Source organism: Phyllobacterium sp. 01N428 (genome assembly GCF_056399405.1).
This window is the reverse complement of the sequence record NZ_JBFTRH010000001.1, coordinates 840,118-864,571: the sequence shown is the minus strand read 5'-3', so window position 1 is coordinate 864,571 and position 24,454 is coordinate 840,118. Positions and strand designations below refer to the sequence as shown.

At 55.4% G+C, this 24,454-nt stretch carries 21 protein-coding genes and 1 tRNA gene; 11 read left to right on the top strand and 11 right to left on the bottom strand.

Annotated elements, in window-relative coordinates; translation table 11 throughout:
- Positions 1 to 241: 241 nt before the first annotated feature.
- Positions 242 to 1,195 carry an NAD(P)H-dependent flavin oxidoreductase gene (locus tag AC1DNI_RS04130; RefSeq protein WP_477690917.1) on the top strand — a complete coding sequence of 318 codons (954 nt, stop codon included), beginning with the start codon at positions 242 to 244 and terminating at the stop codon, positions 1,193 to 1,195.
- Positions 1,196 to 1,249: 54 nt separating this feature from the next.
- Here AC1DNI_RS04130 and AC1DNI_RS04125 read toward each other — a convergent pair whose 3' ends face one another.
- From AC1DNI_RS04125 to AC1DNI_RS04115, 3 genes are all read right to left on the bottom strand, one after another.
- Positions 1,250 to 2,059, bottom strand: coding sequence for an FAD binding domain-containing protein (locus AC1DNI_RS04125; RefSeq protein WP_027230364.1), 810 nt, complete (start codon positions 2,057 to 2,059; stop codon positions 1,250 to 1,252).
- A 12-nt stretch (positions 2,060 to 2,071) separates the two neighbouring features.
- A complete protein-coding gene (locus AC1DNI_RS04120; RefSeq protein ID WP_477690916.1) occupies positions 2,072 to 4,417 on the bottom strand; it encodes a xanthine dehydrogenase family protein molybdopterin-binding subunit in 2,346 nt (781 codons plus the stop codon).
- 85 nt (positions 4,418 to 4,502) lie between these two features.
- A complete protein-coding gene (locus AC1DNI_RS04115) occupies positions 4,503 to 4,991 on the bottom strand; it encodes a (2Fe-2S)-binding protein (protein WP_091919843.1) in 489 nt (162 codons plus the stop codon).
- Between the two features lie 288 nt (positions 4,992 to 5,279).
- Between AC1DNI_RS04115 and AC1DNI_RS04110 the strand changes: the two genes are divergently transcribed.
- Both AC1DNI_RS04110 and AC1DNI_RS04105 read left to right on the top strand, forming a co-directional pair.
- Positions 5,280 to 5,355: transfer RNA gene (locus AC1DNI_RS04110), tRNA-Thr, on the top strand.
- Positions 5,356 to 5,501: 146 nt separating this feature from the next.
- On the top strand, positions 5,502 to 6,071 hold the full coding sequence (locus AC1DNI_RS04105; protein ID WP_477690915.1) for a hypothetical protein: 570 nt from the start codon (positions 5,502 to 5,504) through the stop codon (positions 6,069 to 6,071).
- Positions 6,072 to 6,084: 13 nt separating this feature from the next.
- Here the strand turns inward: AC1DNI_RS04105 and AC1DNI_RS04100 are convergent, their stop codons facing one another.
- Positions 6,085 to 6,300, bottom strand: coding sequence for a DUF3102 domain-containing protein (locus AC1DNI_RS04100; protein WP_477690914.1), 216 nt, complete (start codon positions 6,298 to 6,300; stop codon positions 6,085 to 6,087).
- Positions 6,301 to 6,849: 549 nt separating this feature from the next.
- On the opposite strand from AC1DNI_RS04100, the gene AC1DNI_RS04095 reads away from it, so the two are divergent.
- On the top strand, positions 6,850 to 7,167 hold the full coding sequence (locus AC1DNI_RS04095; RefSeq protein WP_477691476.1) for a DUF982 domain-containing protein: 318 nt from the start codon (positions 6,850 to 6,852) through the stop codon (positions 7,165 to 7,167).
- 13 nt (positions 7,168 to 7,180) lie between these two features.
- Here AC1DNI_RS04095 and AC1DNI_RS04090 read toward each other — a convergent pair whose 3' ends face one another.
- Positions 7,181 to 8,698 (bottom strand): DUF1254 domain-containing protein, encoded by a 1,518-nt coding sequence (locus tag AC1DNI_RS04090; protein WP_477690913.1) that lies wholly within the window; start codon positions 8,696 to 8,698, stop codon positions 7,181 to 7,183.
- 389 nt (positions 8,699 to 9,087) lie between these two features.
- The gene (locus tag AC1DNI_RS04085; RefSeq protein ID WP_477690912.1) at positions 9,088 to 10,521 is read right to left on the bottom strand and encodes a DUF1254 domain-containing protein; all 1,434 of its coding nucleotides are present in this window, start codon (positions 10,519 to 10,521) and stop codon (positions 9,088 to 9,090) included.
- A gap of 1,460 nt (positions 10,522 to 11,981) precedes the next feature.
- Between AC1DNI_RS04085 and AC1DNI_RS04080 the strand changes: the two genes are divergently transcribed.
- The 4 genes from AC1DNI_RS04080 (at position 11,982) to AC1DNI_RS04065 (ending at position 15,134) form a co-directional block, all read left to right on the top strand.
- On the top strand, positions 11,982 to 13,628 hold the full coding sequence (locus AC1DNI_RS04080; protein ID WP_477690911.1) for a GMC family oxidoreductase: 1,647 nt from the start codon (positions 11,982 to 11,984) through the stop codon (positions 13,626 to 13,628).
- Between the two features lie 379 nt (positions 13,629 to 14,007).
- Entirely contained in the window at positions 14,008 to 14,343 is a 336-nt protein-coding gene (locus tag AC1DNI_RS04075; protein ID WP_477690910.1) for a hypothetical protein, read from the top strand.
- A gap of 1 nt (position 14,344) precedes the next feature.
- Entirely contained in the window at positions 14,345 to 14,506 is a 162-nt protein-coding gene (locus AC1DNI_RS04070) for a hypothetical protein (protein WP_477690909.1), read from the top strand.
- Positions 14,507 to 14,915: 409 nt separating this feature from the next.
- The gene (locus tag AC1DNI_RS04065; RefSeq protein WP_477690908.1) at positions 14,916 to 15,134 is read left to right on the top strand and encodes a hypothetical protein; all 219 of its coding nucleotides are present in this window, start codon (positions 14,916 to 14,918) and stop codon (positions 15,132 to 15,134) included.
- 172 nt (positions 15,135 to 15,306) lie between these two features.
- Here the strand turns inward: AC1DNI_RS04065 and AC1DNI_RS04060 are convergent, their stop codons facing one another.
- Positions 15,307 to 15,537 carry a DUF6894 family protein gene (locus AC1DNI_RS04060; RefSeq protein WP_477690907.1) on the bottom strand — a complete coding sequence of 77 codons (231 nt, stop codon included), beginning with the start codon at positions 15,535 to 15,537 and terminating at the stop codon, positions 15,307 to 15,309.
- A 1,142-nt stretch (positions 15,538 to 16,679) separates the two neighbouring features.
- Here AC1DNI_RS04060 and AC1DNI_RS04055 point away from each other — a divergent pair.
- From AC1DNI_RS04055 to AC1DNI_RS04045, 3 genes are all read left to right on the top strand, one after another.
- Positions 16,680 to 16,907, top strand: coding sequence for an isochorismatase family protein (locus tag AC1DNI_RS04055; RefSeq protein ID WP_477690906.1), 228 nt, complete (start codon positions 16,680 to 16,682; stop codon positions 16,905 to 16,907).
- 1,163 nt (positions 16,908 to 18,070) lie between these two features.
- Complete coding sequence (locus AC1DNI_RS04050; RefSeq protein WP_477690905.1) at positions 18,071 to 19,462, top strand: sensor histidine kinase; 1,392 nt, start codon at positions 18,071 to 18,073, stop codon at positions 19,460 to 19,462.
- Positions 19,462 to 20,121: a response regulator gene (locus tag AC1DNI_RS04045; RefSeq protein ID WP_477690904.1), complete on the top strand. Its 660-nt coding sequence runs from the start codon at positions 19,462 to 19,464 to the stop codon at positions 20,119 to 20,121. Before AC1DNI_RS04050 ends, AC1DNI_RS04045 begins: the two co-directional genes overlap by 1 nt.
- Before the next feature lie 20 nt (positions 20,122 to 20,141).
- On the opposite strand, the gene AC1DNI_RS04040 is transcribed toward AC1DNI_RS04045, so the two are convergent.
- From AC1DNI_RS04040 to AC1DNI_RS04025, 4 genes are all read right to left on the bottom strand, one after another.
- On the bottom strand, positions 20,142 to 20,615 hold the full coding sequence (locus AC1DNI_RS04040) for a hypothetical protein (RefSeq protein WP_477690903.1): 474 nt from the start codon (positions 20,613 to 20,615) through the stop codon (positions 20,142 to 20,144).
- Between the two features lie 308 nt (positions 20,616 to 20,923).
- Positions 20,924 to 21,613: a Crp/Fnr family transcriptional regulator gene (locus AC1DNI_RS04035; protein WP_477690902.1), complete on the bottom strand. Its 690-nt coding sequence runs from the start codon at positions 21,611 to 21,613 to the stop codon at positions 20,924 to 20,926.
- Between the two features lie 368 nt (positions 21,614 to 21,981).
- Positions 21,982 to 22,746: a glycoside hydrolase family 16 protein gene (locus AC1DNI_RS04030; RefSeq protein WP_477691475.1), complete on the bottom strand. Its 765-nt coding sequence runs from the start codon at positions 22,744 to 22,746 to the stop codon at positions 21,982 to 21,984.
- 104 nt (positions 22,747 to 22,850) lie between these two features.
- Complete coding sequence (locus tag AC1DNI_RS04025; RefSeq protein ID WP_477690901.1) at positions 22,851 to 24,332, bottom strand: lipopolysaccharide biosynthesis protein; 1,482 nt, start codon at positions 24,330 to 24,332, stop codon at positions 22,851 to 22,853.
- Positions 24,333 to 24,454: the final 122 nt, after the last annotated feature.

Below are 24,454 nucleotides of genomic sequence, written 5' to 3'. Positions count from 1 at the left end.
GACTTTGACGGCGCAATGATGGCACTTCGCCCGCTGCCTGGAGGGTACAGGCCGCGGAGCCCCAGATACACCCCATAAAAGGGTTGAGGCGCCTTGCGACAAGAACAGACGCTTATTCATTAAGATCACTGCCTGCGGCGATGCGGCTTGATCCCATGGTTCTGGTTTCGCTTGCCGAATATCGCAGGTCTGGTACAAGAGTTACGTTTACGCAAACGTCAAAATTTTCTGGGAGTGGTCGATGGCTTTGCCGGATGTACTTAAGTCGAAATTACGCATTCCCGTCGTTGGGGCGCCGCTGTTCATCGTTTCGCATCCGCCACTGGTTCTTGCGCAATGCAAGGCCGGCATTGTCGGCTCATTTCCGGCGCTCAATGCGCGGCCCGAAGCGCAGCTAGATGATTGGCTCGCAGAGATCACCGAAGAATTGCGCAATCACGACGAAAAGAACCCGGACCGCCCCGCCGCGCCGTTCGCGGTCAACCAGATCGTCCATCGCTCCAACAAGCGCCTCGAACATGACCTCGGCATGTGCGTCAAATATAAGGTTCCGATCGTCATCTCCTCCTTGGGAGCAGTGCCCGAGGTAAACGACGCGATCCACTCCTATGGCGGAATTGTCCTCCACGACATCATCAACAACCGCCACGCCAATTCCGCAATCCGCAAGGGCGCCGACGGGCTGATCGCCGTGGCGGCAGGCGCCGGCGGGCATGCCGGCCCGCTGTCGCCATTCGCCCTCGTCCAGGAAATCCGCGAATGGTTCGACGGTCCGCTACTGCTCTCGGGCGCGATCGCCAATGGCGGCGCAATCCTCGCCGCACAGGCCATGGGCGCGGATCTCGCCTATATCGGCTCGCCATTCATCGCCACGGACGAAGCGCGGGCCATCGACGGCTACAAGCAGATGATCGTCGATTCGACCTCGACGGACATCGTCTATTCCAACTATTTTACCGGCATCCATGGCAACTATCTCAAGCCCTCGATCGCGAAGGCCGGAATGGATCCCGAGCACCTGCCGGAAGCCGATCCGTCGAAGATGGACTTCGAAGCGGCAACGACAGGTGCCAAGGCCTGGAAGGACATCTGGGGCTGCGGCCAGGGCATCGCAGCCATCAAGGAGATCGTTCCTGCCGGCGAACTTGTTACGCGGCTGGAGCGGGAATACCACGAGGCGAAGGCGAAGCTCTGAGCCGGGTGAATATGGCAACCGCCGCAACCACCCGATGAGTTGAAGTAAGGCAGGCTACATCGGCCGGCTGGCGATTTCGGCAACGGCGCGCTTGGCCATCACCTTCACCAGATTGGCGCGGTATTCCGCCGAGGCGTGCAGGTCGGACAGCAATCCGTTCGGATCGACTGTCAAATTGTCCAGCGCCGATGCGTGAAAATCCGCCGCAAGCGCCGTTTCGGCATCTTCCAGGCGGAACACACCGTTCTCGCCGGCGCCCGTCACCGCGACCCTCACCGTATCGCCGGATTTGGCGACGAACACACCGGCCATCGCGTAGAGCGACGCGGGGTTGGGGAACTTCTTGTAGGCAGCCCGGTCCGGCGCCGTGAACTCGACTGCCGTGATAATTTCGTCGGGTTCAAGCGCTGTTTCGAAGAGGCCGGTAAAATAGTCCGCTGCAGCTATCGAGCGGCGGTTCGTCACAATCGTCGCATCCAGCGCGAGAAGCGCCGAGGGATAGTCGGCAGCCGGGTCATTATTAGCGATCGACCCGCCGATCGTCCCCATGTTGCGAACCTGCGGATCGCCGATATGGCCGGCAAGGCTGGTAATCGCCGGACAGATTTTTGCCAGTTCCACGTTTGTCGATACGTCATAATGGCTGGTGACCGCCCCGATACGGACGGTGCGGCCGGTAATTTTTACGCCCTTCAACGCTTCGATACGGCGCAAATCTACAAGATCGCTCGGTGAGGCCAGGCGTTGTTTCATCGTCGGGATGAGCGTCATGCCGCCGGCAAGATACTTGCCATCCTCGGCCTCGCCCATCTGCCGGGCAGCGCCTTCGACGGAGGTGGCGCGATGATATTGTGTCTCATACATGGCGTGCCTCTTCTATTTCGCCGCCTGCAGTGCAGCCCAGACATTTTGCGGGGTCGCCGGCATGGCCAGATTATTGTTGTTGATGGCATCGGTTACAGCGTTGATGACGGCGGGAGGCGAGCCTATGGCGCCTGCTTCCCCGCATCCCTTGACCCCAAGCGGGTTGGAAGGACAGGCTGTCACGGTGTTCGTGACGGTGAAGGATGGCAGGTCGACGGCGCGGGGCATCGTATAGTCCATGTAGCTTGCCGTTAGAAGCTGCCCGCTCGCATCGTAGTGCGTGGCTTCGAGCAATGCCTGGCCTATGCCTTGCGCAAGACCGCCATGCACCTGCCCCTCGACGATCATCGGATTGATGATGTTGCCGAAATCGTCGGCAGCCACAAACTGGACGATTTCGGTCGTGCCGGTCTCGGGGTCGATCTCGACCTCGCAGATGTGGCAACCGCCCGGGAAGGTGAAATTCGACGGATCGTAGAATGCGCCTTCCTTCAAGCCCGGCTCCATGCCGGATGGAAGGTTGTGCGCCGTATAGGCGGCAAGCGCCACCTGGAACCACGGCACGCTCTTGTCCGTGCCGGCAACGCGCACATCGCCGTTCTTGATTTCGATGTCGGCTTCGTCAGCTTCAAGCAAATGGGCGGCAATCTTCTTGGCCTTGGCTTCGACCTTGTCGAGCGCCTTGGCGATCGCCGACATGCCGACGGCACCGGAGCGCGAACCATAGGTGCCCATGCCCATCTGCACCTTGTCCGTATCGCCGTGGACGATGGAAACACTATCGATGGGCACGCCGAACCGCTCGGCCGCTAGCTGGGCGAAGGTGGTTTCGTGGCCTTGGCCGTGCGAATGCGATCCGGTCAATATCTCGATCGTGCCGACAGCATTGACCCTCACCTCCGCGCTCTCCCAGAGCCCGACGCCCGCACCCAGCGAGCCGACAGCGGAAGAGGGCGCTAGGCCGCAAGCCTCGATATAGCAGCTCATGCCGATGCCGCGCAGCTTGCCGCGTTTTGCTGCCTCCTGCCGGCGATTCTCAAATCCGGCATAATCGGCGGCATTCATGGCCGCGTCGAGCGTCGCATCGAAATCGCCGGCGTCGTAGCACATGATCACCGGCGTCTGGTGCGGGAACGATTTTACGAAGTTCTTGCGCCGCAGTTCGGCGGGGGAAATTTTAAGTTCGCGGGCCGCTGTCTCCATGATGCGCTCAAGCACATAGGTCGCCTCCGGCCGCCCCGCGCCGCGATAGGCGTCGACGGGCGCAGTATTGGTATAGACGGTCTTCACATTGGCGTGGATTGCCGGAATGGCGTATTGCCCGGAGAGCAGCGTCGCATAGAGATAAGTCGGGACGCAGCTCGAAAACAGCGACATATAGGCGCCGAGATTGGCGATCGTCGCAACCTTGAGGCCAAGAATCCTTTGGTCGCTGTCGAAGGCGATTTCCGCGTGGGTGACGTGATCGCGCCCATGCGCATCGGTGAGAAAGCTCTCGGTGCGGTCAGCCACCCATTTGACGGGAACGCCGGCTTTCTTCGATGCCCACAGGCAGGTGATTTCTTCGGGATAAATGTAAATCTTCGAACCGAAACCACCACCGACATCCGGCGCAATCACACGCAGCTTGTTTTCTGGCGCGACATTATAAAATGCACTCATCACCAGGCGGGCAACGTGCGGATTTTGCGAGGTCGTCCAGCAGGTGTAGTGATCCTCACCGGAATCGTAGACGCCGAGCGTTGCCCTCGGCTCCATCGCATTTGGCACAAGGCGATTATTGACGATGTCCATGCTGGTGACGTGTGCCGCCTTGGCGAAGGCCGCATTCGTTGCTGCTTCATCGCCAAGATCCCAGTCGAAAATCAGATTGTCAGGCGCTTCCGCATGAATCTCCGGCGCGCCCTGCTGCATCGCGTCGAGCGCGTTGACGACGACAGGCAATTCCTCATAGGTCACCTCGACTGCCTCGGCAGCATCGCGGGCCTCGCCTTTTGTGTCGGCAATGACGATGGCGACAGCGTCGCCAACATAACGCACCTTGTCGGTTGCGAGCGGCGACCAGGCGCCCATTTTCATCGGCGTGCCGTCCTTGGAGTGGATCATCCACCCACAGATGAGGTTGCCTATGCCGTCGGCCTTGAGTTCGCTGCCCGTCAGCACCGCGACGACGCCGGACATCGCCTTCGCCGCATCGACATTAATGCCGGTGATCCTGGCGTGGGCGTGGGGGCTGCGCACGAAAGTCGCATGCTTCATGCCGGAGACGACCATGTCGTCGGTGTATTTGCCCTTGCCGGTGATAAACCTCTTGTCCTCCTTGCGAAGAACCCGTGCTCCGATACCTTCAACGCCCATGGTTAGTTCTCCCTGTCGCAGGCGGCCTGGCTGGAGAGATAATAGCGCTCCGGGGCGACGCCGCTGCTACACTTGAATCCGCTGATCAGGCAGCCTTTTCGGCGCCCTTCCCCATTTTTTCCGATGCGTCGAGCACGGCCTTGACGATGTTGTGGTAGCCGGTGCAGCGGCAGATATTGCCTTCAAGTTCGAGACGCACCGTGGCTTCATCGAGCCCGTCCGGGTGCCGCCGGATCAGGTCCGCCGAACTCATGAGCATGCCTGGCGTACAGAAGCCGCATTGCAACGCATGATGCTCGCGGAAGGCGGCCTGCAACGGGTGCAACTCGCCATTGAGGCCGAGCCCTTCGATGGTGGTGACCGTAGAGCCCGACGCCTGCGCCGCCAGCATCGTGCAGGATTTGACCGCCCTGCCATCGACATGGACGATACAGGTACCGCATTGCGACGTGTCACAGCCGACATGGGTGCCGGTCAATCCAAGATTTTCACGCAGGAAATGTACGAGCAGTGTTCGATCTTCGGCTTCGCCCTTGACGGCTCGCCCGTTCACGACCAGTTCAACCTTCGCCATAGGTTCCTCCCAGACCGTTGACTTGGCAGCAGACCGGCCTTCTCCCGAGACCCATCTGCGCGAAGAAGAGATTAATCGCTCCTACGCACTTGTCTATCGGCAAATAGAAAAATTCTAATGTGCGCCTTGTTGCATGCATCACATGGTGGAATCGCGCGCGCTTCTTCGAACGCCCCAAAAAAGCAGCGATCTCAAGGCTTGCATTCGGCGCGCAATGCGGGTATCAGGCGCGTCATCCTTCGGCATGATTGTCTCTGCCGAATTCAGGGATCGGGAAGCATCTTCCCTGCCGCTTTAGCTCAGTCGGTAGAGCACATCATTCGTAATGATGGGGTCGCGTGTTCGAGTCACGCAAGCGGCACCAATCTTTTCAGGTACTTAGTACAGATATCGGTCTCTCATTGAGTGGACGTGTCACCAACGTGTCACCACGCTGGACCATATGGCGTTCTCAATCGAATCTCTTCAACATGAGCGCGATATGGAAATGGGGCATGGGGAACACATTGAATGATGGAAACGGCCAAAGAGTTGCTGAACAACTCGATCGTGCAAGCGTTATTAATCGCTGCGGTAACAGCTATCTGCGCAAGGTTCTGGAGAAGCAAGGGCAAACTGGTTTGGTCTGTATCCCATCAGCATTTTTATGCCATGCCTCGCATCGACGAGAAGGGCTTATTTCCAGTCAGGACTCAACAGATTTGGGTTCAAAATGTCGGCGGCCTCCCCGTCGAGAAGATTGAGGTCGTGCTTAATTGGAAGCCTCAGCATTTCGAGGTTTGGGATCCAAGGCACTTCGACTCTGTCATTCTACCAGATGGCCGGTTAGCAGTGACATTCCCGACCCTCTCCAACGGAGAGTTCTTCACAATTTCGATGATCGACACGATCCAGGATTTGCCAGTGGTCCTAAACGTTCGGTGGCTTGGAGGAACGGCGAAGCAGATCCCTATGGGACCTCAACGCATCTGGCCCCATTGGTGGTTATTGTCGATGACAAGCATATGGTTCATCGGAATTATCACCATATTGTACTTATTGCTTCAGGTCGTTCTTAAGTACTGGCCCGCTGCTCAATGACCTGGCGAGGGCCTCACGCGGCCTCTTTGGCGGCGAGGCGCATGTATTTCATCGCAGTGCTGTGACAGACACCTGATTTCTTTTCGAGCCAGGGGCCAAACTGACCATGAGGCAATGAGGCCTTCACCTTGAGCAGCTTTCGCCCGGCCTCGATGGCCTCGTCGGGCGTGAGCTTCACCCGGCCAAATGCGCGGCGTATAAGGTCTGCAGATGGCTCTCGCTCGCTCATGCCCTCCCGGCTATATTGCGCAAGCACGAAATAGATGGCGCCGGCCCGTAATGGGCCTTCGGTGGTACACGGGGTGAATCAAATCGATCATGTGAATGCTCCCCCGGTTCCTTGATCCAAGGTGGCCCGTCGTTGAACACTTGCAACGGCGGGCTTTACATTGGAACTTCGTCTCGGAGACCATCGGCAGTAACCATCAGGTCACTCTTCTGTAGATTGAAAACGCACCGCAACGGTTCCCACAAGGTTATCCTCGTCATCGTGGACGCGAACGATAAACTCGATTGGGTCAAGAGACCTGATTCTTCTATCCTTGAGATTGTCCCATACTGCCTCGGCCGCAGCTTCAAGTGCGGCTTTGCCGTCAGCAACGGCAAATGTACGACCTCTTCTTCCAGTCGTCCTTGTTCTTGGAAAGTGAATTGAAAAAGTGGCATTTACCTCTCTCTGTGTCGCACGCCTGTGAAAGCAAGAGATGCGGGTAAAGTTCCCCAAATATGCAAATTGATTTATTCGGAATCTCAAAACACCGCTCCTATATTCCCGGCCATGGTTTACGAGGATTGTAAACATTCCCGCGAGTGCAGATTTTGGGCCGGCAGCCAAGCCCAATTGGTCAGCGTGTCGTCAGCGTATGACGCTGCAAGGTTCGTGCTCGAGCAATGGCCGGACACGACGGGCCCGAAGCATCTCATGGCGCGGGAAATATTGCTGAAGTGCCTTGAAGGCAATTGTTCGGCCACGGTGGCGCGTGTTGCCTTTATCGAGGCAGCGCGTGAAGCGGGTATACATGGAAGCACAACCCCGGCGGACGCCGTTTACCGGCAAATCTCATCCGAAGCGGGAAAAAAGCGCCCGCTAGACTGAAATAAAGATCGCATCACTGCATTAGCTCGATCTCGCCCGGCTTCCAAGCCTTGTTGAACCACGGTTCCAGCGGGCCATAGAGGCGAAGGATCATGAACCATCCTTTGCCCGGAATCGTCTGCACCCAGTTCTTCTCCATTCCTGTCGGCGCCTCGGGTCCGAAGTAGACGTCCACCGAACCATCCGCATTGACCTTGACGCCCTTGTTCTGGCTACTGACGCTTGGGGCTTGCTGGTCGGTTTGCACCATCGAGCGGGTCTGGTTGTCGTAGACAATGACCGACCAGAAATCGTTGACCGGGACATTTGGCGGCAGGCGCAGCTTATAAGTCTTGCCGCCATCAAAGGGATTGCCCTGTGAATCCTGAACCGACCAGGGATATTGCGAGCCCTTGCCCACCATCTTCTCTTCCATCGCCGGTGTGACGCCGATGGCGAAGTAATAGTAGAAGACAGCACCGTCCAAGTTGCTGACACCGGGCGCCGACTCGAACTTGTAGCCGCCGAAAAACGGCAGGCGCCACGTGCTTTCCGGATAGAAATACGCATCCTTCGCTCGAACCTTGAAGGCGATCGTCCGCGCCGTCACGGCGCCGATGTTGGCGGCGTCGGTGAGGATCTTCTTCATCCGCTCATCGGGATTGAAGGGCTGGCCCTTGACGATGCCGATCGAGGCGAACAGGCCTAGGGTAGTGGGATCGGAACCGTCCGCGGGCTCTTCCTGGATGACTTGGTTCAATAGGTTCCAAAACGAGTAGTCACCCGGGGCGACGAAGTTCGATGGAATTCCCGAGGCATTGACGAATTTCATCGGTGGCGGATTGGCGGCCTCGTCCAGACGATAGATCCGCAAATTTTTCTTGACCGAGTCAACCCCGGGTTTGGTGGAACCGTCCTCAACGAAGGCGCGGAATACTAGGTAGTTGCCGAAGGTGTTCGGCCGCAAAACATGATACCCCGGTGGTACGTCGCCCTTGAATCCAGGCGGCAACAGGAGGTACTTGCCGCCTTGGCCCTTGTCGGCCCCGGTGATGCCGATGTCGGCCACCCACTTGTACCAGAAGTCGTCGACCATCCCCAGGACCTTGGGCGGAATCTCGGCCACCAACGGTCCCTTGCTCGTGTCGACCCAAACGTAGTTGTAGATCGTGTTGTCGTTGGCCGTCAGCTCCACGGACTTCGGATCGACCAGATTTTCCCAGATCACGTCGGTCTGGTTATCAGGCCCGAACTTGCGTATCGAGTCACGCATGCCCGCCTGATTTACGATCGGAATCGCCAGGAGATAAGCCTGTAGCGCGCGCGAGCGATCCAGGTTGTCGTAGATTTTGTCAACGGTATCGGTCGACGGGTAGCCATAATCGAGATTCAGCGTGCCGATCGAGGAGTCGATCTTATCGGGCACGGCGACGCCAGACGAGAAAGGCGTCGTCATCTTGTAGGTCTTCGGCGCTGTATCGGCGGAAGCGGCGCCCAAACCCGTCAGGATCACCGCAGCGGTGGCACACAGCAATCTCGTCGTTCCTATCATTGCTCTCTCCTCATCGACATCCGGCACCGCGGATCATTCGCGAATAAATATTGCGGCACAATCGCCGGCGACTACCGATCATCATTTCTGAAGCGTCACGTCACGAGGCTACACGTCAGGTTGGATGGGGCCTATAACTACGCGCAATTGTTACTGTAAATTACTGTTTCGCATTAATCGCCATCCCTTATCGAAATGCCTTGGAGGTGGGTGGTTACTCATGCCGCTGTTGCCTTCGTCGAGCCGGCGAGGGAAGCCGGCATTTACATGGAGGCCGAGCCCTCGCGGACGGCCCACACGTGAAGGCAGACCCCAAAAAGGCGGCCCGCCGATGAAAACGATACCGCTCCAAGAGTACTATGTCCGTGCCTTCCGAGCGAACCTGAAGTTTACGAATTCACTACGACCGCCGGTGGCTCCCAGCTGCCTTCGCCGGGCGGCAGTATGGACGGTGCTTCCGTCTTCGGCCAGTACAAGCGCATTACAAGATAGATTGTGTCATCGGGCGCAGGCAGCCAATTTGGTTCCTTGTCCGCGCCAGGACTATCCTTCTGGAGATAGAGGGTGAGCGAACCATCCTCGTTCTTTTTCATGCCCGGCAACATCGGTGAGTTGATCAGGTAGCGGTTGATCGGATTCTTGATCAGAAGCTGGCTCTTGCCGTCGTACATCGTAACCGACCAGAAGGAGTTCACCGGCGGTAAGTGCCCTGCCGGAAAGGTGATCGTGTAGTCGTGCTTGCTGGCGTCGAGAGCCTCACCTTTGGCATTCGTTCGGGTAAAGGGGTACATCGCTTCTACGGCATCGTTTCCGTAAAGGCCTGCCTTAGCAGCTGCGGCACGCTTCAGCCAGTCTCCACTGTAAAATGAGCGATCGCCAAAAAACGAACCCACACTCCAGCCGTTAATGGTTTTCGTTCCGGTCGCGGCGAACTTGGCGACCTTATCATCGCCCTCCTTCATGCCAAGGCCGATTTCCAATTTGTGAGCGATCGGAAGGTCCTTGAAATCGAATGATCGACCCGGACCGACGCCGATGCGTGCGAGCTTCGCACGAATGGCCTTGTCCTCTTCCGTCGGCGGCACGAACTCGAGGGCAGCATCGAGATAATCGAAGAAGTTGTCTTTAATGCCCTGCGTTGTGGCCGGCACGAAGTCGATCTTTGCAGCAGCGGGCGGAGTCGGCTGCTTGAGGTGCACCGAAAGTGGCCTCACATTGTAGCCGGCCTGCACCTTTTCCACGTTCGGCATATCTTCGGCGTTGATAAGTTGGGTCCGAAAGTTAGCGAATACGAACGGGGTGGTGGAAGAAAAGACCTGCTTGATGCCGGTGGGCTTCTCGCCCTTCCAGCCAGGACCGACAACGAGATAGGAGCCCGAACCGCCCCCAGTAGCGCGACTGCCAATGTAACCGAAGTTGTAGGTATTGCCGTCTATCAATTGCACCGAATAATAGCGGTCCTTTGCCACCTCCGGCACAGAGATCACCATAGGCTCAGCACGCAAATCCAGCCACAGTATCGAGTATGGCGTGTCGCTGTTCGGCGTGACGACCGCGGTATCTTTGTAGGTCGCCACGTGATTGAGGTTGGCGATCTTGTTGAACGGCGCTTTGAATTGGCTGGACTTAGGATCGACTGCGAACTCATACATGACCGCATAATTCATCACGAGCGGCAGGCCGTAGATGAAACCTTCCTCGGCGATGTCCTTGGCCTCGACAATGTCTGGGTAGCTCTGCGCCATCAGAAGGCTTGGCTTTGCAATCGTTGCGACAGCTGCGATCGCCGCGGCGGAACGGAGTAGATCTCGCTTCGTCAACATTTGCAGTGTGCTCCTGTGGTGGCTGTCAGCAGCAAGTCCCGTCTTGTCGTCATGATGTTCCCCCATTTGAAAAATGTAACCGCGCAATATTCAGAAACCACTTGCGCCACCGATCGTGTGAAGCGCCACGCAAGGTGACAGCACCAAGTATGGATAGGTGGGGTTTGCAGGCTTGCCTAGGCCGGGACTATCGATGTTACGGTAAATTACTGTTTGCAATTAACCTCAATCTCTTGCTGAATTGCCTCAAAAGCGGTTCCTCAGCGGGCCTTGCATGCGTTGCTTTGTTGAGGCTGCAAGGGAAGCCGCCATCTATATGGAAGCAGAACGCTGCGGCCCGCTTGTACGGGTAAGCCTGATCCGAAATGGGGCAAAAGGAAAGCGTCAAGACGATGAGCGACGATCCTGCTGTGCAGTCCGCAACGTCTGTGGCTCTATCGACGTCAGCTAGCCTTGCGGCGCTAGTGTCCCACCTGAAGCGAAAGGACCTCATATCCGAGCAGGACGAGCGGGAGGTTTACGAGTTCGCACTCCAGTTGCTGGAACAGAACCAACCAGAGGGACCGGCAACAGTGTTCGAAATGGCGCGGAAAGTAATCGAGGAGCAACTGAGACCACGCCCTTCTTAAAAAAAGCCCGCCGGTTATCCGGCGGGAGTGGGTTTTGGCAACGCTAGCGGGAACAATATAATGAAAAATGAGTTGGAGCCTCCATCACCGGAAGGCGTCGCGTGTGATACAGAACTTGCGCGACCATTAGCAGAACGCTTAGCAATAAAACCGCATGAAGGCCCGCTAAAGAGAAAGCGGACTTGGTTTAAGCGAGGAATGAAACATCCAGAGTATGCTGACTTTGCTCTAACAGTGACCATCGACTTTGCCTACGGCGGGATGACATCCTTTTCACTGAAACCGGGCGAGAGTTGGCTAGTGCGCAGAGTCATCGATACTTTCCTGTGTGACCGTGTCCGCGCCCCGGTCCACCGTCACGACCACCACCTCGCTGGCTTGACATATCAACGGAAGGGCATCCACGACTGCACGGCAGGCCTCGCGCGTATCCTTCCACGCAATGAGGGCGGTATTGGTAGGAATGCGCTTTGCTCCCTTTGCCGCAACGAGGACAGGCCGACCAGCTTGCAGCACGAAATCTGAAAGCCAATTAAACTCATTCGCCCTGTAGCAACGCCGGCCATCATTTTCGTCGGTGACCCTTAACGCGATTAAGATAGAAAACGCGAACACTTGGAAACGTGTCGTTATCAGCAGCGATGAATTGCACCAAGAACGTGCTTAATAGGGCGACGCCGCCACCGTTCAGCCCTGGCGCATTCTGCCAATCCACGACTAGCACACCTGCCCAAACGGATGATTTGCCCAATGGTGTCGCGTTCAACTATACTCAGCGAGCCTTCAGGCTCAAATGCGCACTGAAGACCGAGAACAGAACTGGGGGATTTCATGTTCGTCGGTGATATAACCAACCTTCTGTCGAAGGTACACAATATTTGTGTGGTCGGTTCAGGACCGGTAGGAATCGTAACAGCATTGGAACTTGCGCGGCTCGGGCAATCGATAACGCTCATCGAGTCCGGCCTGTTCAAGCCTGATGCCGCCGCACAGGCGCTGTCGGATGCAGAACGCGCGGACATCCGACGCAACAGCGACATGACGCTTTCAGTTCAAAGAAGCTTTGGCGGGACATCAAATCTTTGGGGAGCGGGCTGCGTTCCACTTGATCCGATCGACTTTGCCTACCGTCCAATTACTGCAGACGCGATATGGCCAATAGCCTACAGTGAGTTTGCCGATTATCTGAAGATTGCCTGCCGTTATGCCAATTGCGGCGAGTCATTCCAGCAGCCTGTTCGCGGGCTGGAGCTCGTGGATAATAGCTTTTCTACCGGCAATTTGATGCGCTATGCTCAGCCTGTCAGCTTCGGCGTGGCCTATCGTAAGGAAATCGAGCGATCGCCTTTGATCACGGCATGCCTCGGTGCGACGGTGACCGATATGTGCTTCGCGCATGATGACGGTATAGAAGCAATCAAAGTCAGGGGCCGCGATGGCTCGATGGGGTTGCTTAAAGCCAAGGCTTACATCTTTGCTTGCGGTGGGGTCGAAACGACCCGTCTCCTACTGGCTGCACAAGCGGAAGCACCAAAACGTTTTGGGGGAGAAGAGGGTCCGCTCGGCAGATTCTATATGGGACATCTTTCCGGCGATGTTGCCGATATACATTTTTCTCATGCTGGACTCGACAAAGCATTGGATTTCTTCCGCGGGCCGGACGGTGCTTTCGGGCGCCGGCGGATTACCGGCAGCGGTGAGTTTCAGGCAAAGGAAAACCTGACCAATATTTCGTTCTGGCCGAAGCTTCCCGCCATGGCCGATGCAAGCCATCGAGATGCAGTCTTGTCGCTAGCCTATCTCACTCTATCCGTACCACCGGTGGGACGTGTTTTGGTAAGTGAGTCGCTGCGCCGCATTAATGTGGGCGACGGTGGGCATAAAGCGGCGCACGCACTCAATGTCGCTCGCGGTTTGCCGGCGATCGCGAAATTTCTCCCACGCTTCATATACGGGAGGTCGCTTTCCAACCGAAGGCTCCCTGGGCTGCATCTGCTCAACGGTGCTCGGCGTTACCCTTTGCATTATCACGCCGAGCATCTTCCCAACGTAGATTCGCGCATCCGTCTTGTTAATGAACGCGATGCGCTCGGTTTAAGAAAGGTGATTCTTGACCTGCGTTTTCAGTCGAAAGACGCCGAAGCCGTAGTCGACACTCATAATCACCTTGACCGTTGGATGAAATCAACCGGACTAGGAGAACTGATCTGGCATGGCCCACCGGAAGAACGTCAACCGAGTGTCATGGATCAGGCCGGTGATGGCGTCCATCAGATTGGAACCGCCCGAATGGCACTAAGCCCAAAGACCGGTATCGTCGATCGTAATTGTCGCGTATTCGGGGTCAGGAATCTGTTTCTTGCCAGCAGCGCCGTATTCCCCACTTCCGGGCAAGCTAATCCGACTTTAAGCGCCATCACGTTGGCCGCTCGCTTGGCACACACGATAGCAACCGAAATAACCACTCACCTGGTTTGAGCGTGTGACGCACCGGTTCGCGATTTCTGCGGAAGAGTTCTTGCAACTGGCGCTTCGCGTTATGTCGTCCGAAGAGGCTCGCCAAGTTCGGAGGACGAACAGGTACCTCGCGCTGGTGCTTCTGGGCATTATGTTGGGCGTTTTTCTTGCTTGGCTTTTAAAAAGAAAACCGATGTCTGAGACAGGACCGCCAAAGCCTACCTACCCGCAGAACGTGGACAAAGGCCCAGCGTCCATCGTCGAGCACTATTGCAAGCATCCTGGTTGTAGGGCTCATTCGGATTTGAAAAGCGATTTTGACTGGAATGGTATTGCGTGAGCACAAGCGGGATGGAGAAGAATAAGAACTCCGCAGCGACGGCGTAGCGAGCAGGAAGACATGAGCAAAAGTGCTGAAGAAAAAGCTGCCCTTCGCAAAGCGAAGAACGCCGAGAAGATGAGGCAGTGGCGTGCCCAGAATCCGCTCTCGGTCGAAAAGAAAGCAGAGGAAGCCGAGCGAGCAAAACAATGGCGGCTTGCAAATCCGGATAAATATCGAGAGCAGCAAAACGCGTGGTATGCTAAAAATCGCGAGCGGATACTGGCCCAGGACCGTGCGAAAAAACGCCGTACCGTGACGGATGATGGGAGCGCTTCACATGAAGATCGAAAGACCACGCAAGCCATCCGGCCACAAGGATCGATTGAGCGACTGCCAGAGAGCGATCGAAGATAAGTTGCTTGAACTCTTCGGTGAAGCGGTTGCAGCCGGATGGGCCGAAGACGAAGTCTTTGCTGCCATCGTTGCGGTTGCGGATACTACCCAACTTGCGATGCATCGCGAGCAATTACTTTCGGTCGAGACCCAATTGCAAAAAGTGATGAAGCGACGCACATGATACCCGCATTATTGACGCGACCAAGTCGGTTTAACGTTGTCTGTTACGATGACGGCGCTCTGCCTCGTCAAGCTGGTCGAGAAGTTTTTTGAAGCGCTCATCGCCAGGCACATTGCCGCACCGAGACCGCAAAGCCACTTTAAATGCCGGGTTCAGTAGGTGCTTTCTCACAACCCTGATCCGTTCATCTTTGCCGTCTTCATCCGCCATCTGTCGAAACTTTGGCGGAAGCAATGCGCTTCCTCACGACTACGTTCCGATACTTTTAATCTCCCATCGCCAATGTTCGAAGTGCACTCAAAATCTTGCGTGGGGCCGTGGTTAGCGTACATTATAAACGTCGCCAGGGATACAACGGCCGCTGGTGCTTGGGAGATGAGCTGAGCTCTCGCCTCTTGGAGAAGAAAGCGTGCCGCAAAAGCTGGACTTCGAGCTGACCTGCCCCAAGTGCGGAAAGATTTATCTGCGCATTCCGAAGACGCTGACCTATACGACAATGATCCATTGCAGCCTTTGCGAGACGCCGCTGGGAACGTGGCGTGAACTCGAAGATTCGTTCATTATCCAAGGCGGCTATGACGGAGTATTCGAATTGAAGAATGGCCAGATTGTGAAAAAGGACGACTAGGCTACGGAAATCGCAGGCGCTTCCCGTTGGCAGCCTGTTGGAACCATAGGATCTGCTTGATGCCACCCTTGCTCATCAAGCAGCAATGGGCTCGGACATGCGACCCTCGTCGTGTCCGAGCCCATTTTCATTTCCTTAACCATGTGAGCGTGCGCGACTATCACCCACCCGTTTATGTCATAACGTCGGAAATGCGCATCGTTCCGATAAGCCGGTTCGTATCGTCATATACATGAACCAGGAACTTGGAAGGATCGATATTCTTCCCGACAGCCTCACGAATGTTGTCGCGTGCGGCTTCTACGGCGGCGCGAAGGGCGGCCTCACCGTCGGCACATTCTATTTCGACCACATCAATAGGGAGCCCGTCTCCCTCGTGATAGGCGAACTGAAAGATTGGCATTGTGCCATAGCTCCCGTTGAAATGACCGCAAATCAACAAGCGTCCAGACAGGCTGCTGTTCCCTCGATAAATAAATTGATTGATGCGGAATCCTGTAACCCGCCAGGCGCGCCAAATACACCCCAGAAGAGGGCCAGCCTTCGAATCGAGACTGGCCTATTTCTTTTTGCGCTCCTCCGCTTCATCCAGGCGTCGCAGCAATTCTTTGAACTTCTCATCATTGGGTAACGGCTTGTGATATGCGCGGAGAGCTTCCGTGTAATCGGGCCTCACACATCTGACGTCGGAGCGCTCTGGTTTTTCGTCCTCACCAGTCATAAGCCACCTCCGCTCTAGCCTACACCCGTAACTTACGCCCCTCCGCATTGGTTCCGGGGCAATCGCCGCGGCGTCGTTCTTCCGATAGGTTTAACTGTACAAGATTAGAGACCAACAATATCATTAGTGTTGGTGATTTGCTGACAGTAGCGGGTATTGCCATGGAACGCTTGGATCACAAATTAGACTGTAAATCCTGCGGTACGATCTATCTAAAGATTCCTGACGATGTGCGCAGCGTCACGCCGATAAATTGCTCGACCTGCGGCCAATTCCTTGGCTACTGGGGAGAGCTCGAACGCGACTTCAATAGACAGGGTGGCCAAGATGGAGTGTTCGAAATGAAGAACGGCCAAATCCTACGAAAGACATAGGAACTATTCCAAAGACTTGATGGTGTGACTAATCTAGCACCGGCCTCCACACAGGCTTCTTTTTCGGGGTGGGCTCGGTTGACCCACCATCCCGAAAGGTCAACGGCAAATAAAATCAATCAGCAACGTTTGCTCTTTCCACGCAGTAAAAAAAAACCCTTCGATCCCGAACTAAAATGCCCTGAAAAGCAGGGTTTTTCGGTCATTTTGCCGTTTCCGCCAAAATTTCGTTTCAGGCAAAAAAATTGTGCGCATTGCAGGGACGCGGGTGCGGCGCGGCGAGAGGTTGTTAAGGGTTCAACCGCCCCCTCATCGGTACAGTCCTCTCCGCTTGTCCTCGCGATGCTTCTCGCTGTCGTGGTAGGCCTTACTAACCGTTGGGAGGTTGGAAGGATCGAAGATAGGGTCTCATCACCACCATGCAGACGGATGTGATCCGCTACTGGAGATTTGGATGCTGGCCAGGTTGATATCGTTCGTGAGCTTGCGCGGCATGTTCCGCCCGCGCGGACCTTTGACAAGGTTGTGTATTCGCTTTGGCAATCCGGCGAACTGTTTTTGCAGCTCAATCGGGTAGCTATCCGAACCCTTATCGTAAATGGCGGCGAAACCGATGTCTGTGTCCTCGCTTCGGTGCTGGCAATTGATCTCGGCTATTGTCGTCAGTCCCCGGTTTGATCGTTTGGCGCTTCAACAGGCTTTGATTCAGGCGAGCCACGATAAGGGCCGCTGCCGCATTTGATCCAGGTTGGCTATAGCCCTGCGCAACAAGACCGTGGTTAACCCGGCGACAACGGCACCGAGCCGCACTCCTATGACTCCGATTGCCAGCACCAAGCGAGGGGCCAGGGCTTGGATGCCGCCGAGCGCCAGCGCCCCACGTTGTAGGCGAGAAGGGTCGCATTAAAATTACTGCGCGGATGACCGTTCTAAAACGGCGGTGAGCTTACACCACCGCCAAGTCTTGAGCCCGAGGCCTCGGATGGCACTGAGCCAAGGGCGCCCAGCCGACCTGGATGCTCCGTCAGCAGCCAATAAACGTACCAAAAATTGATGATGTTCCGCGTTTGTCTGGAAATGGACCGTCGGACATAAAAACGGGCTCGGAAAGACGGGGGCGCAAATCCGAGCCCGATGCTGCTTGATGACAAAGGGGTAGTAGGCTATCAAGCAGATGCTGTTATCCCCAGCTTGCCTCAGAACGGCAAATTGGCCCAATAGTTCCATGACGTCCAGAGCAAACCTGATGCCTTACGAGGAGCAGAGGGCAATGATAAGAAGAAGCGTGTCATCTGGCGTCCGGTGAAGGAGTGAAGAGCGATAACGACGCGATTTGCGGGACGACCGACAACGATATGCCTTGTCGGCCAGGATCGCCGTCATTTTCGCAAGATTGATATTGAGAAACTGATCGCGAGGCTCGCGCACGATCAACCGCCTTATGCGCCCCGATTTGGTGCCCAAACTTTGAGAGCGAGGCTCGACGCGTGGGTTGGACGGCTAAGGGGTTGCCTGCTGCCGAACACTCTTGTGTCTTCCAAATAAAATGACGAAATCTTGCGAATGACGAAATGTTTGGAACCAAATCCCCCTAGGATCGGTTCATGGAATTGGGACTGCTTTAGTGCAACACCTGTTGTATGGCTTCGTGTTGCAAATGTCTGAAATTGACACTTAGCCCGTTGCCGTCGGCTTTTTTGTATTCCTTTGACTAAACGCAAGGGGATGGAGGAGACCATGAATGAGTGAGCAAGTTTGGGTACCGCGTCCGAAGTGGACATGAGGGGAAATCGGCACATGCAGATACCAACTGTCCATAGGCAAGACCATAGCGCGTTCTGATGCATCCGCTGGCTCGGTGGCACTCCCAGTCTCTAGCCAGGCAGTTTTTGCTAGCAGGAGGATTGGTGGCGCTGGGGGCGCTTTTCCTTGTAGGTATTTTCGTGACGACGCTCGTTGAAGCTGCTGTTACCCGCAATTCCGCTGCGGCTACTGCACTGTACGTTGACAGCGTCATCGCACCCATCCTACCGGACATGCAAACCAATCAGATACTAGACGAAACAGTTAACCGCGCCTTGGACGAAACGCTGGGGCACGGGCCTTTGGCAAGTAGACTTTTTTCTTTCCGACTTTGGCGTAGCGACGGACTAATACTCTATTCCAGCGACAAGAGCCTTATGGGCAAAACCATTCCTGTCAATGAAGATCTTAAGATGGCTTTCGCTGGCAAAATGGTCGCGAATTTCAATGAGATCGATGATGCCGAGAGCAGTGCCGAACGCGCCAGTGGTAAACCACTTCTGGAAATCTACAATCCGATCCTGCAACCATGGTCTGGCAAGGTCGTTGCCGTATCGGAGTTTTATGAAATTGCTGATGAGTTCCAGCACAGTCTAGATCAGGTGCGCTTGCGCAGTTGGTTAGCTGTGGTCCTTTTCACACTGGCATTTTTCCTTGTGCTGTCAGCTATAGTTTTTCGTGGGAGCAAGACAATCGACCGCCAAGGCCGAGACCTGAGGCGGCGGATCGGCGAACTTTCTGACCTGCTCATACAAAACAGGAAACTGCATGCCCGCGTTCAGCGAGCCTCGCAACGAACGGCTGCGTTAAACGAAAGTTACCTCAGACGTACCGGCGCCGACTTGCATGATGGACCTGCCCAGCTCATCTCCTTTGCCGCCCTTCGCTTGGACAGCGAAATTCTATTGGACGCTTCGGTAACACGCGAAGTTCGAGAGCGCGAAGTCAAGGCGATCAAGGAGAGCCTCGATGAAGCGATGCGCGATATCCGAAACATTTGCGAAGGTTTGGTGCTTCCACACCTCGAAAGCGCTGATCTAAAAGAGGTCCTTCAACGCACGGTTTCGGCGCACGAGTATCACACGGGAACCAGCGTGAGCTTGTCCACGTCCAAAAGCGTGACACAACTTGGGCCCTCGGCCAAAATTTGTATCTATCGCTTCGTACAAGAGGCGTTGAATAACAGTTTCCGCCACGGCGGCGGCATCAACCAACGTGTGGTGCAAGATTGGAAGGCGGAGTACCTTGTCATTGAGGTCGCCGACGATGGGCCCGGATTCGACCCAAAGTTGGTAGGCCACGGCAATATTGGGCTAGCTGCTTTGAAAGACCGGGTTGAGAGCCTAGGGGGGCATTTCGCCCTCGAAACTTCGAAAAATGGAACGATTGTTCGCATGTCACTCAACATAAATGCGATGGAGCAGGTGTGATGGCAATAAGAATAGCGGTGATCGACGACCATCCATTGTTTAGAGAGGGGGTCAAACGTAGCTTGAACGAATTTGACGACTTTCAGATTGTGGCTGAGGGTTGTAAGAGGGATGATGCAATCCGCATCGCGCGGGACCAGCGCCCGGACGTCATACTGATGGACATTTCCATGCCAGGTGGAGGGCTAAGTGCGATCTCACCGATACTTGATCTGTGCCCCGACCAGAAGATCATAATCCTGACTGTGTCAGAGGCGAGAGATGACCTGACCAAGGCGCTGAAGAGTGGTGCGAAGGGTTATGTACTCAAAGGCGTCGGGTCGCGCGCGTTGGCCGAAATAATCCACACAGTTGCATTTGGCGAAAGCTACATTTCCCTGGAGTTGTCGGCGCGACTGCTCTCCGACCTATCTTTGTCCGGCGGGCTAGAAACCGCTGACCCAATCGCAGATCTCACCGATCGAGAATCTGAAGTCTTAAACCTTGTGGCGGCGGGTCTAAGCAATAAACGTATCGCTTTAAGGCTCGACGTGCACGAAAAGACCGTGAAACACCATATGGGACGAATTCTTGCGAAGCTGAATGTTACAAACCGAACAGAGGCCGCTATGCTGTTACGCGACGCCACTTCAGTCAGCGAGGATAGATTAGGCGCATAAGGGTAACAAAAGGCCGCCGGCTATTGAGTAAGTGTTCGCAGCCTCAGTTGATCGGAGGGTGTTGCCTTGCGGTCGATTATAGTCCGGTTTTTTGCATCCTTCATCAGGTAGCGGCCGTTTACAATTGCTTCCATCATACCATTGGCGTGTTGAAACTTTCTGTCGGGTGTTCCATTCTCTAGGTTATCGATGGATTTGGGCGAAGATCCGCTAAAAGCTTTCCCTGCTCCCGTTAAGCCGCCACTGTTAGGAGCACTATCGTTTGCGCCGCGTTGATCGTTGGTGTTGCCCTTGTTGCTACTTTGCCCGTTGCCATTATTGCCGCTTTGACCCTTGCCATTGCCACTGTTGCCGTTTTGACCCTTGCCATTGCTGCCCCCTGCATCCTTCGCCCACGCAGATTGGATATGCAGATAGATCGTTCCATTATCGGAGTTCATCGCGTAAGGAGCCATTACGGTAGATACCGCCAGAAGGATCTTAAGAAAAGCCAAAAGCGGTTTGTCTACTCCAACATTGGGGCGCCCCCTAGGCCGCCCAGCCGAGTTATTGGATATTGGTATTATCATAGCAGTTCTGCTCCGCATGTCAGAAGTCGTCCCCAACCCTGCATAAAGTCATTTTTGGTCTGACCGCACAAGATCAACGCCGCAAGGCACAAGCGGGTTCAATCTCAATAGCATATCCGTCAAATCGCCCGCTAAGGGAGATAATAAAACGTTCGACGCAAAGGCGCTTGTAAAACTGGCCTGCCACGCAGTTGCGACGACTTCTTCGCCCAGCTCGCTAAGCTGCAGAATTTTTACTGGCATCCGCCCTCGGCATAGGCCTCTAGCGCCCTACGGTTGAGAACGTGTATCTTGCCTTGAGCGGCTTCGATAATCTTTTTCTCCCGGAAGCGACGCAGGCACTGATTGACCTTTTCGCGGGACGCCGGAAGCGTTGCGGCAAGATCGTGCTGCGAGATGGTTAGTTCGTCAGGACCTCTCGTCGTTTCATTGCCGTAAACTACGCAGAGGCGCAGCAGCACGCTTGCGAGCCGCGACTGCAATGACGCTGCTGCATTAGAAACGATGCGTAGCTCGAGTTCATAAACGCGCGCAAGTGCCCGGGAAAAAACCTTCGCTTGAAAGTTCGGGTCGGTTGCGCAGGCTTCGCGCAGAGTCCGACCTTCGAAAAAGTGCAGGTCGCAATCGGTACTAGCCTGGTATTCGAGATTTGATTCCTGACGGTGCAACACCTCGAGTTCACCGATTAGCCCGCCTTTAGGAACAATTTCGACAATGAATTCACGTCCGTCGGCTAAAGTCGTTCTGGCGCTGACAAAGCCGCGCTCCACGCGAGCAAACATGTCTATTAGGACACCCGCCCTCGCTATGACTTCCCCGCGGCGGAAACTGCGAGCGCTCGAATGCAAGAAAGGCAACTCCACGACTTCTGATATCGCTGAGCTGGCAGTGCCGTACTCTAGCGTGTGAATCGATCCGTCCATGGACAAACTCCCAAAATCAATTTGGTGGCCCTGGCGGATGCTTCAAAGCATCCACCATAGGTTGAGTGTCCCCTGTGGTGCGATCCCTCGGCAAGTTCCAATGCAAAAGCCGGCCAACGACCGAAATTGCAGGTATTGTTCTTGCGGATTTCTACCAAATATTTTTCGTCCCGAAATCGGACTTTAGTCCGACTAGCCATGCGGCATCGGTCCTACACTATCAGTCGGAACGCGACGGTGCGAAAACGTCACCGTCGCGGCAAAAGCGCCGCGAATGAGCCGGATGCTGCACTCGGCGAAATCGCCGTTCCTTTTCCGCGGATCGTCGCAACAAGAGGGAAGTTGGCGCTCATCGTCCAGCGGTAAGGTCACCGCTCGGTAACTGGCGCCTTTCGCTTGTAGACGTGAATGTAGTCGATGAGCAAATAGGACGGGTTTGGCGTTTCGTCCAGAGGCCATCCCGGTCCCAGCGCTAGATTTACTAAGGGGTAGAATGGCATATGGAACTCGCCCGGGGTAGCGAAACTCCATATGGACTTGCGATCAAGGTAGATCGTTGTTTTATCCGGTTTAATTTCTACGCCATAGTTATGAAACTCGGTGCTTAATGTTCCGCCTTCAACCGTAGTCCAATGGCCGTCCGTAGAATCTTTACCACCGTGACTCGCGCGCCATATGTGATATCCGCTACTGAATTCGTAGGGAGCCCTACCGTAATATTCCAGCACATCAATTTCTGCGGTTAGCTTCGAACGGTCGATCCCAATCAGCCAGAAGGCCGGCCAGACTCCCTTGCCTGGTGGTAATTTCATGCGCGCCTCAAAGTAACCGAATTGCTGCGAGAAGCCCTGCCCCTTAGGATTGGTTGACGCCAGAAGGCCCGAACGCCATTTTCCATCGGGTCCTTTGTTGGCCTCGATACGCAGGATTCCATTATCAACGGTGAAGGGAAATCCATCCGAAGGGTCGGTGAAACGGGCATCACCGAAATCGCCGTTCCAAGGTGTGTGAGCAATCCATCGCGAGCCATTCTCGCCCCAGGCGGATACGTTCAATTGGTCAAAGTTTTCCTCGAACGTCATCTCGAACTTGGCGATGTCGATCTGCTCCTGCGTTCTGGCGGGCTCGTTCATCGCGACCAGGAGAATGAAGGCAGCAACAATCATATTCCGTTTTGCGGACAGAGAGCTATGCATCTTTTTCGCCTCCCAGGCTAAGCGAACGTTACTTATTTCGATCATGGTGTGATCGCTCTCTTCTTCAGCGGCGAAAGCTTCTTAGCAACGATGGCTTCAAGGCCATCGGGTCTTTCGGTGCGTTGCCAAATCACCAAGGCACAGGCCCAAAAGATCATCAGAGCAGCGGCACCGCACAGTGCCAAACCTCCGACAAGATTGAAGCCAACCGGCAGGGACGCCAGGATGGGCTGCACGCAGGCCAGAAAGCCGATCATTGGCAAGCTGGCGGCTAGTGGCCTAACGAAGGCATTGAGTTGTGCGCCCAACGTCACTCCAATCAGCCGTTTTGCGATGAGCATTGACGCCGCATAGGCCACGAACATGGCCATGAGCCGAGAAACGATGGCTCCCACAAGGCCGAAATAGGCTAGGGCCACGAGCGTCACGGGAGCTCTTATGGCGAATTCCACTAACATTCTCAATGCGACGTAGCGTGTATTGTCCATTACCATGGCCAGCGCGGGCATCATGGTTGATGGTAGACCAATTAGGCTGACGACACAGAGCCATCGTAGGATCGGCGCTGCAAGGGACCAGTTTTCCCCGACAGTGATGCGCACGATCGGTTCGGCAAGAAAGGCTATAATTAAAAGAACGGGAGCAGCGACCAACGTGATGGCGCTTGTCGCTTTAAGATAGGCCGTCTCCAGTTTGCGATATTCTCCTACACTCGAAAACGCGGCCATCAGGGGTCGCATCAATGGTCCCACAAATGTCTGGTGTGGAATTCCGGCAAGATTGTCGGCCACGCTGAAAGCGCCAAACGTGGATAGGCTCGTAAAGCGGGGAAGCAGTAGCCTATCCAATTGCCAGTTAATGGAGCTCAGGACTTGAGAGACGGTGTTCCAACCAATCATGTCCCGAAAGCGGCTCCATTCAGACAGGGTCAAGTGCGGACGCATGGGTGCAAAGATATACGAGGTAACGGCCGCGGCAGATGGCCCCGCGATCGCTCCTACAGCCAACCCCCAATAACTGCTAGTCTTCAAGACAACAGTTAATGCGAACACGAGGGACGCTGCCTTAGTAACGATATCCAGGGCGAATTCGCGTTTGAAATCAAAACGCTGCATGAAAAGTACCATGCGAGGACTGATGAGGCTGCGCATGGAGGGCGCGATAGAAAGAGCGGCGACAAGCGAGACAAGTCGTGGGTCGCCATAGAAAAAAGCAATCGGCCAGGAGATGATGACCATTGTGAGGCTGATGGCCAATCCCCGAAGGACGCTCAGGGTAAAGGCGGTGTCAAGCATTCGATCTGTGAGGGCAGGTTGACGGATCAAAGCCTGATTTAGCGGAAGGTCGAGAATGGCTTCGACGATTACCAACACCGACGTTGCTATGGCGACCAGGCCAAAATCTTCCGGCCTTAGAAGTCTCGCCAGCACCAGCAGACTTACGAAATCCAGCATTCGGGCAAGTAGTTTTCCACCAATGGTCCACAAACTCGCCATCGCGGTCCGGTGCGATACGCTTGACACGGCTAACCTCGTCGATTGTACCAGCGAATGGATGGCGAAAAAGCTGCCAATCTCACGGACCTGCGAACGGGTGCGAGCACACCCCGGGTCCTATCAAGATCAACAATGCCCCGACCGCGGGA